Annotated in this window: 10 protein-coding genes; 4 read left to right on the top strand and 6 right to left on the bottom strand. The window is 72.6% G+C overall.

The window, feature by feature from the left end; genetic code table 11:
- Positions 1–135 precede the first annotated feature (135 nt).
- Complete coding sequence (locus tag ACF1BH_RS20110; RefSeq protein WP_391643897.1) at positions 136–2373, top strand: ATP-dependent RecD-like DNA helicase; 2238 nt, start codon at positions 136–138, stop codon at positions 2371–2373.
- Positions 2374–2530: 157 nt separating this feature from the next.
- A complete protein-coding gene (locus tag ACF1BH_RS20105) occupies positions 2531–3820 on the top strand; it encodes a citrate synthase (RefSeq protein ID WP_345084423.1) in 1290 nt (429 codons plus the stop codon).
- 574 nt (positions 3821–4394) lie between these two features.
- Here ACF1BH_RS20105 and ACF1BH_RS20100 read toward each other — a convergent pair.
- Positions 4395–4688 (bottom strand): heavy-metal-associated domain-containing protein, encoded by a 294-nt coding sequence (locus ACF1BH_RS20100; protein WP_391643895.1) that lies wholly within the window; start codon positions 4686–4688, stop codon positions 4395–4397.
- Between the two features lie 269 nt (positions 4689–4957).
- On the opposite strand from ACF1BH_RS20100, the gene ACF1BH_RS20095 reads away from it, so the two are divergent.
- On the top strand, positions 4958–5680 hold the full coding sequence (locus tag ACF1BH_RS20095) for a DedA family protein (RefSeq protein WP_391643893.1): 723 nt from the start codon (positions 4958–4960) through the stop codon (positions 5678–5680).
- Positions 5681–5773: 93 nt separating this feature from the next.
- Here the strand turns inward: ACF1BH_RS20095 and ACF1BH_RS20090 are convergent, their stop codons facing one another.
- The 5 genes from ACF1BH_RS20090 to ACF1BH_RS20070 all read right to left on the bottom strand — a co-directional run bounded on the left by ACF1BH_RS20090 (position 5774) and on the right by ACF1BH_RS20070 (position 10008).
- Positions 5774–6697, bottom strand: a complete 924-nt coding sequence (locus ACF1BH_RS20090; RefSeq protein WP_391643891.1) for a 2-dehydropantoate 2-reductase — start codon at positions 6695–6697, stop codon at positions 5774–5776.
- 129 nt (positions 6698–6826) lie between these two features.
- Positions 6827–7021, bottom strand: a complete 195-nt coding sequence (locus ACF1BH_RS20085) for an AlpA family transcriptional regulator (protein WP_030283159.1) — start codon at positions 7019–7021, stop codon at positions 6827–6829.
- Positions 7022–7370: 349 nt separating this feature from the next.
- Positions 7371–7733, bottom strand: coding sequence for a peptidoglycan-binding protein (locus tag ACF1BH_RS20080; RefSeq protein ID WP_391643889.1), 363 nt, complete (start codon positions 7731–7733; stop codon positions 7371–7373).
- A gap of 304 nt (positions 7734–8037) precedes the next feature.
- Positions 8038–9051 carry a Gfo/Idh/MocA family protein gene (locus tag ACF1BH_RS20075; RefSeq protein ID WP_391643887.1) on the bottom strand — a complete coding sequence of 338 codons (1014 nt, stop codon included), beginning with the start codon at positions 9049–9051 and terminating at the stop codon, positions 8038–8040.
- A 36-nt stretch (positions 9052–9087) separates the two neighbouring features.
- The gene (locus tag ACF1BH_RS20070; protein ID WP_391643885.1) at positions 9088–10008 is read right to left on the bottom strand and encodes a sugar phosphate isomerase/epimerase family protein; all 921 of its coding nucleotides are present in this window, start codon (positions 10006–10008) and stop codon (positions 9088–9090) included.
- A gap of 360 nt (positions 10009–10368) precedes the next feature.
- On the opposite strand from ACF1BH_RS20070, the gene iolC reads away from it, so the two are divergent.
- The gene (gene iolC, locus ACF1BH_RS20065; protein ID WP_391643883.1) at positions 10369–11361 is read left to right on the top strand and encodes a 5-dehydro-2-deoxygluconokinase; all 993 of its coding nucleotides are present in this window, start codon (positions 10369–10371) and stop codon (positions 11359–11361) included.
- The last annotated feature ends 145 nt before the right edge of the window (positions 11362–11506 follow it).

The raw sequence follows: 11506 nt of genomic DNA, 5'->3' as shown, positions 1-11506 counted from the left end.
ACCGGCGCCGTCCGGCGGTTGCGCCCCGGGCGGTGGCGTGCGCAGGGGCGGCGCCCGCCTCCTGGCGGCCCGTCAGTGATCCGGCGACACCTCGGCCGGGCCGCGTTGTCAGACCCCGGCGGTACCGTTCGGAGCATGGGCAACGCGGTCAACGCCTCGGTGGTCGAAGGGGTCCTGGAGCGGATCACCTACGCCGACGAGGAGAGCGGTTACACCGTCGCGCGCGTCGACACAGGCCGCGGCGCGGGCGATCTGCTGACGGTCGTCGGCGCGCTGCTGGGCGCGCAGCCCGGCGAATCCCTGCGGATGGAGGGCCGCTGGGGCTCCCATCCGCAGTACGGCAAGCAGTTCACCGTCGAGAACTACACCACCGTCCTGCCCGCCACCGTCCAGGGCATCCGACGCTATCTCGGCTCCGGCCTGATCAAGGGCGTCGGCCCGCGCATCGCCGACCGCATCACCGAGCACTTCGGCGTGGCCACGCTCGACGTCATCGAGGAGGAGCCGGCGCGGCTGATCGAGGTGCCGGGGCTCGGCCCGAAGCGGATGCGGAAGATCGCCGCGGCCTGGGAGGAGCAGAAGGCGATCAAGGAAGTGATGATCTTCCTCCAGGGCGTCGGCGTCTCCACCTCCCTCGCCGTGCGCATCTACAAGAAGTACGCGGACGACGCCGTCGCCGTGGTGCGCGAGCACCCCTACCGGCTGGCGGCCGACGTCTGGGGCATCGGCTTCCTGACCGCCGACCGCATCGCGCAGGCGGTCGGCATCCCGCACGACAGTCCGGAGCGGGTCCGGGCCGGGATCCGGCACGCCCTGTCGCAATCGGCCGACCAGGGGCACTGCTTCCTGCCCGAGGAGCAACTCCTCGCCGACTCCGTGAAGTTGCTCCAGGTGGAGATCGGCCTGGTCATCGACTGCCTGGCCGAGCTGGCGGCGGACCCGGAGGGCGTGGTCCGCGAGAAGATCCCCCAGGGCGGTGGCGAGGAGCCCGTCACCGCCGTCTACCTGGTGCCCTTCCACCGCGCCGAGCTGTCCCTGACCGGCCGGCTGACCCGGCTGCTGCGCACCCCCGAGGACCGGCTGGCCGCCTTCGGGGAGGTCGACTGGGAGCGTGCGCTGGCCTGGCTGGCGCGGCGTACGGGCGCCGAGCTGGCGCCGGAGCAGCGGGACGCGGTGCGCCTCGCGCTGACCCGCAAGGTGGCGGTGCTCACCGGCGGCCCGGGCTGCGGCAAGTCCTTCACGGTCCGGTCGGTGGTCGAGCTGGCCCGCGCCAAGAAGGCCCGGGTGGTGCTGGCCGCGCCGACGGGGCGGGCCGCCAAGCGGCTGGCGGAGCTGACGGGCGCGGAGGCGTCGACCGTCCACCGGCTGCTGGAGCTGAAGCCCGGCGGGGAGGCCGCCTACGACGCCGACCGGCCGCTGGAGGCCGATCTGGTGGTGGTCGACGAGGCGTCCATGCTCGATCTGCTGCTCGCCAACAAGCTCGTCAAGGCGGTCCCGCCGGGCGCCCATCTGCTGCTGGTGGGCGATGTCGACCAACTACCGTCGGTCGGCGCGGGGGAGGTGCTGCGGGATCTGCTGGCCGACGGCGGCCCGGTGCCGTGCGTCCGGCTGACGAGGATCTTCCGCCAGGCCCAGCAGTCCGGCGTGGTGACCAACGCCCACCGCGTCAACGCGGGGAAGCCACCGCTGACCCAGGGCCTGCCGGACTTCTTCCTCTTCGCCGAGGAGGACACCGAGGAGGCCGGCCGGCTGACCGTCGACGTGGTGGCCCGCCGCATCCCCGCGACCTTCGGGCTGGACGCCCGGCGGGACGTCCAGGTACTCGCCCCGATGCACCGCGGACCGGCCGGGGCGGGCGCGCTCAACGCCCTGCTCCAGCAGGCGGTCACCCCGGCGCGCCCGGATGTGCCGGAGCGCCGCTTCGGCGGCCGGGTCTTCCGGGTGGGCGACAAGGTCACCCAGATCCGCAACAACTACGAGAAGGGCCGCAACGGCGTCTTCAACGGCACGGTCGGCGTGGTCACGGATATGAACACCGACGAGCAGCGGCTCCTGGTGCGCACGGACGAGGACGAGGAGGTTCCGTACGGCTTCGACGAGCTGGACGAGCTGGCGCACGCCTATGCGGTGACGATCCACCGCTCCCAGGGGAGCGAGTACCCGGCGGTGGTGATTCCGGTCACCACGGGCGCCTGGATGATGTTGCAGCGGAATCTGCTCTATACGGCGATAACCCGGGCAAAACGCTTGGTGGTGCTGGTGGGGTCCCGGAGGGCTCTGGGGCAGGCCGTACGCACGGTGTCCGCCGGTCGGCGGTATACGGCGCTCGATCGCCGACTCGCCGGAGTGGTGGGTGTCGCTCAACTTCCCTAATCGGGTCGAAGGGGCGCAGGATGGTCAGGTAAACGGCACTCAGTGCCGCCCGAAGGCCGAATTGCCGACCCCGAGTGCACATCCCACGTCCAAATGGGGGAAGGTAGAGGCAGTCAGGGCACCTCGAAGAAGAGGCACAACGTCGGTGAGGGATGACGTGAGCGACAACTCTGTAGTACTGCGTTACGGGGACGGCGAATACAGCTACCCGGTCGTCGGCAGCAGCGTCGGCGATAAGGGCTTCGACATCTCGAAGCTGCGCGCCCAGACCGGTCTGGTGACCCTGGACTCCGGTTACGGCAACACCGCCGCGTATAAATCCGCGATCACCTATCTGGACGGTGAGCAGGGGATTCTGCGCTACCGCGGCTACCCGATCGAGCAGCTCGCGGAGCGCAGCACGTTCGTCGAGACCGCGTACCTGCTGATCAACGGCGAGCTGCCGACCGTCGACCAGCTGTCCAACTTCAAGCAGGACATCACGTACCACACCCTGCTGCACGAGGACGTCAAGCGCTTCTACGACGGCTTCCCCCGGGACGCCCACCCGATGGCGATGCTGTCGTCGGTCGTCAGCGCCCTGTCGACCTTCTACCAGGACAGCCACAACCCGTTCGACGAGCAGCAGCGGCACATCTCCACGATCCGCCTGCTGGCCAAGCTGCCGACGATCGCGGCGTACGCCTACAAGAAGTCGGTCGGCCACCCGGTTGTCTACCCGCGTAACGACCTCGGCTACGTCGAGAACTTCCTGCGCATGACGTTCTCGGTGCCGGCCGCCGAGTACGAGCTGGACCCGGTCGTGGTCAGCGCCCTCGACAAGCTGCTGATTCTGCACGCGGACCACGAGCAGAACTGCTCGACCTCCACCGTGCGCCTGGTCGGCTCCTCGCAGGCGAACCTCTTCGCCTCGATCTCCGCCGGCATCAACGCGCTCTGGGGCCCCCTGCACGGCGGTGCCAACCAGTCCGTGCTGGAGATGCTGGAAGGCATCCAGCGCGACGGCGGCGACGTCGATTCCTTCATCCGCAAGGTGAAGAACAAGGAAGACGGCGTGAAGCTCATGGGCTTCGGGCACCGCGTCTACAAGAACTTCGACCCCCGGGCGAAGATCATCAAGGCGGCGGCGCACGACGTCCTCTCGGCGCTCGGCAAGTCCGACGAGCTGCTGGACATCGCCCTGAAGCTGGAGGAGCACGCGCTCTCCGACGACTACTTCGTCGAGCGCAAGCTCTACCCGAACGTCGACTTCTACACCGGCCTGATCTACCGGGCCATGGGCTTCCCGACCGAGATGTTCACGGTCCTCTTCGCCCTCGGCCGCCTGCCGGGCTGGATCGCCCAGTGGCACGAGATGATCAAGGAGCCCGGTTCCCGGATCGGCCGCCCGCGGCAGATCTACACCGGGATCGTCGAGCGCGACTTCGTGCCCGTCGAGCAGCGCTGACCCGTCCGGGCGTCCGCGCCCGGTACGGAGACGGCCCCCGCCCGTCCAGGGTGGGGGCCCGTTCGCTTTCCGTGCGGGGAAGGCGGACGGAGCGGAAGAACGGGAAACGAAAAGCGCCCCGCCTCCAGATCCCCCCACGGGTCCAGAGCGCGGGGCGCTTCCCTTCTCCCGGGTCGGATTCCCCCCACGGGATCCGTCCGGGCGTTCAGGGTGCACCGCGATCTGCCGGGACGCGCACGTTCGGGAGGGCCGCTCAAAGCTCCCCGGGCACGTCGCCCCGGCCACGCGTAGCCGGTCCGATCCCCCAAGACCGGCACGGCTGTTGCCGAACAGGCCCCGCCGGGGTGCCTGCTCACCTGGTTAGACTCTCGACCCCCCTCGATGGTTACGTTCGGACCTCTGTGATCTGAGTCTCTTGCCATATGAGGGCGAAAACGGTCAAGGGCCGCGATCTGAATTTCGCGGCCCTGACGTATGGGTGTTGTGCCCATTGTGGGAATTTTGTGAACGTGTGGGCTGTGTGGGCCGTGGAGTGGCCCCTGTGACGAAAAGCCCTCCGGTTCGCGAGGGAGGTTCAGGCCTGGCCCACCAGCTCGTAGCCGGCCTCGTCCACCGCCTCGCGCACCGCGGCCTCGTCGAGCGCGGTCCGCGAGGCGACGGTCACCAGGCCCGTGGCGGCCTCCGCGCGCACCGAGACGACGCCGTCCAGCTCCGAGATCTCGGAGTTGACCGCACCTTCGCAGTGCCCGCAGGTCATGCCGGTCACCTTGTAGGTGGTGGTGATCTCGCCCGCCTGCGCCGCGCCCTCGCCGGAGTGGCAGGAGCCTTCGGGGGTGCAGCAGGAGCCGTTCGTCGATGCGGCGGTCATGGGAATCTCCTCGTGGTGCCGATGGTCCGTGGATGTCGGAGTGCCGTGCGGGCGCCGGGGTCCCGGGGCGTGCGTCGCCCGGGGCGCCGCCGGGTGACCGGAGCCGCCACCGTCCGACGAGCGCAACTCTATACCCCTAGGGGGTATCAATCCAGCGGCGGCGCGCCACTCCTTCCGGCGCGCGTTGCCACCCCGCGCGCCACGCGTCAGCCTGGGAGGTACCGGTGCGGATCCGCACCGCGCCGGGGTGACCGGAGGAGGCGCGCCGGATGGACGTGCTGGCTCTCTACGGGCTGCTGCTGCTCACCACCCTGCCACCGCTGGTGCCCAACTCCGCGCTGCTGGTCTCCGCCGGGGTCCTCGCCGCGCACGGCGACCTCTTCCTCCCCTTCGTCCTGATCGTCGTCGCCGGCAGTGCGACCCTCGGGGACCTGCTGATGTATCTCCTCGCCCGCCGCTTCGGCGGTCCCGCGCGCCGCTGGATGCGACGGAGCGTCCGCCGCCGCGTCCTCCTGGAGTGGACGGCCCGGCGCATCGAGCACTACGGCCTGCCCTTCGTCCTGGGGGTGCGCTTCCTGCCCAGCGGCCGGATCGTCGGCGCCCTCGCCTCGGGCGTCCTGCGCTATCCGCTGCGCCGCTACCTGCTCGGCGCCGCCCTCGCCGAAACCGTGTGGGCGACCTACTCGATCGGCCTCGGCTACCTCGGCAGCGCCGCCGTGGGCAACCGTCTCTACGCCGCAGCCCTCGGCATCGGCGTCTCGTGCGCGGTCGCCACGCTGGGTGCGGTCGTCCCCTGGCTGGTGCGCCGCCACGCCGTCCGGGCACGGAAGGCCCCGGAGTGCCGGGTGACGGCCGCGGGAGTGGTGGTCCGGGGTGGCAGCTCCGGTGGCGCGGTGCGACGGCGTGCGGGGCGTGCCGAGCGGGACGGGGACCGTGTTCCGGGCCCGGATGCACGCTCCCGGCCCGTTGTCAGTGGCCGCCCTTACCTTTGAGTCATGGCAAATGAACTCTCCGTAATCGTCCTCGTGTGGGCGTGTGTCGCGGCCCGGTCGTGGCGGGTCCTCGGTGCTGCGCGGCGCCCCGGCTCAGGCGGCGCCCGTGGTCCGCAGGTCGCGGTCGACGGCGCGCAGCAGGGTGAGCAGCATGCGGTTCAGCGGCGTCGGGAGGGAGTGCCGTTCGCCCGCCGCGACCACCGCTCCGGTGAGGTATTCGTGCTCCAGGGGCCGGCCCGCCTCGCGGTCGTAGAGCATCGACGAACCGCCGCCGGGCGGGGCCGCCGCATAGATCTCCAGCGTCCCGGCGATATCGCTCTCGCCGACGTCCGCCCCCTCCGCGCGGGCGACCTCCGCCGCCTCGGTGAGCAGGGCGCGGGCGAGTGCGGTCATCTCGGCCTCCCGGAAGATGTCCATCCGCTGTCCGAGCAGCGCGGTGAGCGGGTTGGCGGCGAGGTTGAAGAACACCTTGCGCCAGGTGGCCGTGGTGAAGTCCGGCACCTGCGTGACGTTCAGCCCGGTGCCGTCCAGCAGCGCGGCGAACGCCTCGGACGACGGGCCCTGCGGCACATGGAGTTCGCTCGCGAGGTGGTGGACGATCCGGCCCGGCGCGGTGCGCTCCGCCGAGAGGTAGCAGATCACCGGCAGTGTCGCGGTCCCCTCCGGGATATACGGGGCGACGCGCTCCGCGAGTCCGGTGCCGTTCTGGAGCACGGCGACCGTGGTGCCCGGCCCGCACAGGGCGCGCAGCCACGGAGCGGCGCTCGGGGTGTCCTGCGCCTTGGTGGTCAGCAGCACCCAGTCGACGGGCCCGGCCTGTGCGGGATCGGTGACGACGGGCACCGCGGCGTGCCGCTCGGTGCCGTCGAGGGTGACGGTCAGCCCGTCGACGGGCGTCCGCACGCACAGGGTGACGTCGAGGCCGGCCCAGTGCGCCAGGGCGGCGGTGTAGCCACCGATCCCGCCGGCGCCGATCACCGCCAGCCGGGCGGAGGAGGAGCGAGATGTCGTGGACATGGAGTGATCGTAGGAGGGGCCGGCCCGGCGTGTCCGGCGGTGCGCGGAACCGCCCGCGCCCGGGGCCCGGGAAGGAGCCGGGCCGATGCGGCGCGTGCCCCGTGCGGTGGGCGCGGGCGGGGGCCGGAGTCACCCCCGGCGGCTGTGGCCCGGTCTGCGGGTCACCCAGTCGCGGACGGTGTCGGCGAACCAGTACGGCCGGCCGCCCTCGACGTGGTCCGGCTCGGGAAGGAGTCCGTGCTTGCGGTAGGAGCGCACGGTGTCCGGTCGTACCCGGATGTGTGCGGCGATGTCCTTGTAGGACCAGAGCCTCCGGTCGGTCATCGCTGCCTCGCCTCCCTGGATCCGGGGCCCCGGCCCGCGCGGCCTGCGGGCGGCGCGGGCGGAGCGGATGTTCCTGTGTCCTGCGCCGGGACAACGACACCGACCGGCGTACGGACAGGGGCTGTTGATCACCTGTGACGGAAGGCCCGCGTAATCGTGACGGACGTAACGCAACGGGGACGGACGTGACACGTACGGAACAGAAGCGGATATGAGGGGAGGGGTGCGGGATGTGGGAGGGGTGCGGCCTGGCCGGGCGGTGGCCGCTCCGGAGGCGGGCGGCGGGCCGCCCCGCCCGGGACGGCCCGCCGTGTGAGGGGCGCCGCGCCGTCGGTGCGCGGCGGCCGGGTCAGGCGTAGAGCGCCTTCCAGGTCTTCTTGCCGACCTTGCCGTCGGCGGGCAGATGCGCCGCCTTCTGGAACTTCTTGACGGCGGCGAGCGTCTGGTCGCCGAAGTAGCCGGTGAGGCTGCTCCACGGCAGGTACTTGCGGTTGGCCAGCAGGCACTGGACCTGCTTGACCCGGTCGTTGCGCTGGCCGTACACGGTGAGCGCGGTGCCGCTGTAGTAGGCGCAGGCCGCCTTGGGGCTCGGTCCGGTGGCGGCCTGTGCCCCGGGTGCCGTACCGGTGAGCAGGGCGGCGGTGATCAGGCTGGTGGTGGCCGCCAGGGCGGCCGGGCGGCGGATGGTGCGATGCAGTGAGGTGATGCGCATGATGTCCTCATTTCCCCCGTTGGGTGCCATGCATCCTTATGGCGCGTATCCGACCACCCTCAAGGGGTATGTGCGCCGGACCGTTCCGCAGCGGGATGCGGTGCATCTACGGGCACGCCGCCCGCGCCCGCCGCGGTTGCCGGAGGCGCGGAGTCCGGAGTGTCAACTTTCCTACGCAAGAGAGGTGATGAGGGGGCATCGTCACGGACCGGTCGCTTTGCGGCGAACGTTCCACGGGCCGGGGGACGCGGCGGGGCGGCCGTCGTCCCCGCGCAGCCGCCGGACGGGCGGGGCAGGGAGCGGATCAGCGGTACAGCGTCGGCCGTTCGGGCAGGTCGACGGGGACGCGCTCGCCGGTGCGCTGCGCCTGGACACCCGCCTGGCAGACCACCGCGGCGGCGTAGCCGTCCCAGCAGCCGGGGCCCTCCACGGTGCCGCGCCGGGTGGCGTCCACCCACCGCTGCACCTGGTGGTCGTACGCGCCCGCGAAGCGCTCCACGAAGCCCGGCGGGATGGTGCCGCCCCAGCGGCCCGCCGCGTTGACGAAGACTCCGCGGTCGTCGCCGATCCGGGCGGTGCCCCGCTCGCAGACCGCCTCGCAGGACACCTGGTAGCCGAAGCCGCAGTTGACGAAGAGTTCGGTGTCGACGAGAGGGCCGTCCGCGGTCTCGAAGACGATCAGCTGCGGGTCGTGCAGCCCCTCGGGCGCGCCGCCCGAGGGCGCCGGGCGCAGCACCCGCACGGCGGTGATCTCGGTGTCCAGCAGCCAGCGCGTCACATCGATCTCGTGTACCGCGGAGTCGTGCAGCGTCTGCGCGTCGGTGCAGCCGGGCGGCGAGGAGACGTTGCGGTGCGTGTGGTGCAGCATCAGCGGACGCCCGTACGCACCGCGCGCCAACTGCGCCTTGAGGGCGCGGTAGTCGGCGTCGTAGCGGCGCATGAAGCCCAGCTGGACGAGGCGGCGGCCGTGGCGTTGCTCGGCGGCGAGCACCCGCAGCGCGGAGTCCGGGTCCGGCGTCAGCGGCTTCTCGCAGAGCACCGGAAGACCGCGGTCGAACGCCGCCGCCAGCGCCGCCTCATGGGCCGCCCCCGGCGATGCGACGAGGACCGCGTCCACCCCCGCGGAGTCCATCGCGGCCACCGGATCGGTGCAGGCCACGGCCCCTTCGATGGGGTCGGCCAGCGACTTCGCGCGGGCCCCGTCCACATCGGCGACGACCGCCACCCGCGCCCCGCTGGTCACCTCGTCGATCCGGCGTACGTGATCGGCGCCCATCCGTCCGGCGCCGATGACGGCCACCCCCAGCGTCCCGTGCATCTCGCCCTCCTGCTCGCGGTCGGTTCCGTCCGTCGCTCAGGCGCCGCAGGCGCGCAGGAAGCGGCGGGTGCGCCGGGCGATGGGCAGCGGCTGCTCCGGCGGACACGGATACATGTCCTGCTCGACGATGGCGAAGAGCGCGCTGCCCAGCTCCTGCGCCGCCTCCAGGACGGGCGGCAGCGCGGGCACCCCGCGCGGCGGTTCGCACATCACGCCCTGCCGCACGGCCGGACCGAAGGCGGTGCCCTTGGCGCGGACGTCGGCGAGGACCTCGGGGTCGACCTGCTTGAGATGGAGATAGCCGACGCGTTCGCCGTAGGTGCGGAGCAGCGCGACGCTGTCCCCGCCGCAGTAGGCGTAGTGGCCGGTGTCCAGGCAGAGGGAGACCAGGTCGGAGTCGGTGGCGTCGAGGAAGCGGGTGACGTGCTCCTCGGTGTCGAGATGGGTGTCGGCGTGCGGGTGCACCACCAGCGTCAGGCCGAACTCCTCCCGGACCCGCCGGGCCAGCCACTCCGTCCCCTCGGTGAGGTGCCGCCACTGCGCGGCCGTCAGCTCGGGCGGCTCCAGCTCCTCGGCGGTGCGGTCGTCGCGCCAGAAGGACGGGATGGCGACGAGATGCCCGGCGCCCGTCGCCCGGGCGAGCGCGGCGACCCGGGACACCTGCGCCCACGTCGCGTCCCGGACCGCGGGGCCGTGGTGCAGCGAGGTGAAGACCGTTCCGGCCGAGACCCCGAGGCCGCGCCGGGCGGTCTCGTCGCGCAGTACCGCCGGGTCGGTGGGGAGATAGCCGTAGGGGCCCAACTCGATCCAGTCGTAGCCCGCCTCGGTGACCTCGTCGAGGAAGCGCCGCCAGGGGATCTGCCGCGTGTCGTCGGGGAACCACACACCCCAGGAATCCGGTGCGGACCCCACCCGGATGCGGTCCAGCACGGGCGCGTCGGCACGGGCTGCGGTCATACGACGGCTCTCCTCTCGCCGGTCGGCGGTGACCGGGGGCGCGGGAGTGGTGGGCTCAGCGTCCCGGGCGCTCCCGGGGGGTGTCAAGATTCCCTCCCGCCGGTGGGACCGAGGCGTACGACGCTCCGGAAGGGCGCCCGGAAGTGACGGTTCCGGCAGGTTGCCGCCCGGGTGGACGGCGGGACGAGGGGTGGCCGCAGCCGTGCGGCCACTCGCCCGTACCGCCGCCGCCGTACAGGTCAGCGCGGTGCACCGGGCCGTTGACACGGTTCGGTGGCCCCACTAGACCTGAGCCCGCGACGGGGTGCGGGCGCGCCGCCCGGCCCCGCCGTGCCGCGCCGGGCGAAGCGAAGGGGATCCATGCCGGAACCGTTCGACCTCATCACCATGGGCCGCATCGGGGTGGACCTCTACCCCCTCCAATCGGGTGTGCCGCTCGACCGGGTGGAGACCTTCGGGAAGTTCCTCGGCGGCTCCGCCACCAACGTCGCGGTGGCCGCCGCGCGCCTGGGCCGCCGCACCGCCGTCATCAGCCGCACCGGACGCGACCCCTTCGGCGACTACCTCCACCGGGCGCTGCGGGAGTTCGGCGTCGACGACCGCTGGGTCACCGCCGTGGACGATCTGCCCACCCCGGTCACGTTCTGCGAGATCTTCCCGCCGGACCACTTCCCGCTCTACTTCTACCGCCGCCCCACCGCCCCCGACCTCACCCTCCGCGCCGACGAACTGGACCACGACGCGCTGCGGGCCGCCCGGATCCTCTGGGTCACCGGCACCGGACTGTGCGAGGAGCCCAGCCGCACCGCCACCCTCGCCGCGCTCGCCGCCCGCGGCAGGCGCGGCCCCACCGTCTTCGACCTCGACTGGCGGCCGCTGTTCTGGGGCGGCGCGGGCGGTGCCTCCGGGGACGGCGGGGCGACCGGCGCCGCCGCCATGGCCGCCGCGCGCCCCCACTACGAAGCGGCGCTCGCCCACGCCACCGTCGCCGTCGGCAACGTCGACGAGGCCGAGGTGGCCACCGGGCTGCGCTCCCCGCGGGCCTGCGCCGAGGCGCTGCTCGCCGGGGGCGCCGAACTCGCCGTCGTCAAACAGGGCCCCAAGGGCGTTCTCGCCGTCCACCGGGACGGCCGCACCGCCGAGGTCCCGGCCTTCCCCGTCGAGGTCGTCAACGGCCTGGGCGCCGGGGACGCCTTCGGCGGCGCCCTCTGCCACGGCCTGCTGCACGGCTGGGAGCTGGAGCCGACGATGCGCTACGCCAACGCGGCCGGCGCCCTCGTCGCCACCCGTCTCGCCTGCTCACCGGCGATGCCCACCGAGGCGGAGGTCGACGCGTTCCTCGCCGGACGATGAGCCGGCCGCGCCCGCACCCCGCGGCCGGCCCCGGAGCCCGGCGCCGGACGGCCGGACCGGCCCGCGCGTCCGGCCGCACGCGCACGGGTGGGCGCCGCCGCGGCGCCCGCATCTTCCTCACTGTCAGTGGTCGGGTGGAGACTTG

Source organism: Streptomyces sp. NPDC014733 (genome assembly GCF_043083385.1).
GTDB lineage: Bacteria > Actinomycetota > Actinomycetes > Streptomycetales > Streptomycetaceae > Streptomyces.
This window is presented reverse-complemented; position numbering and strand designations above follow the sequence as displayed.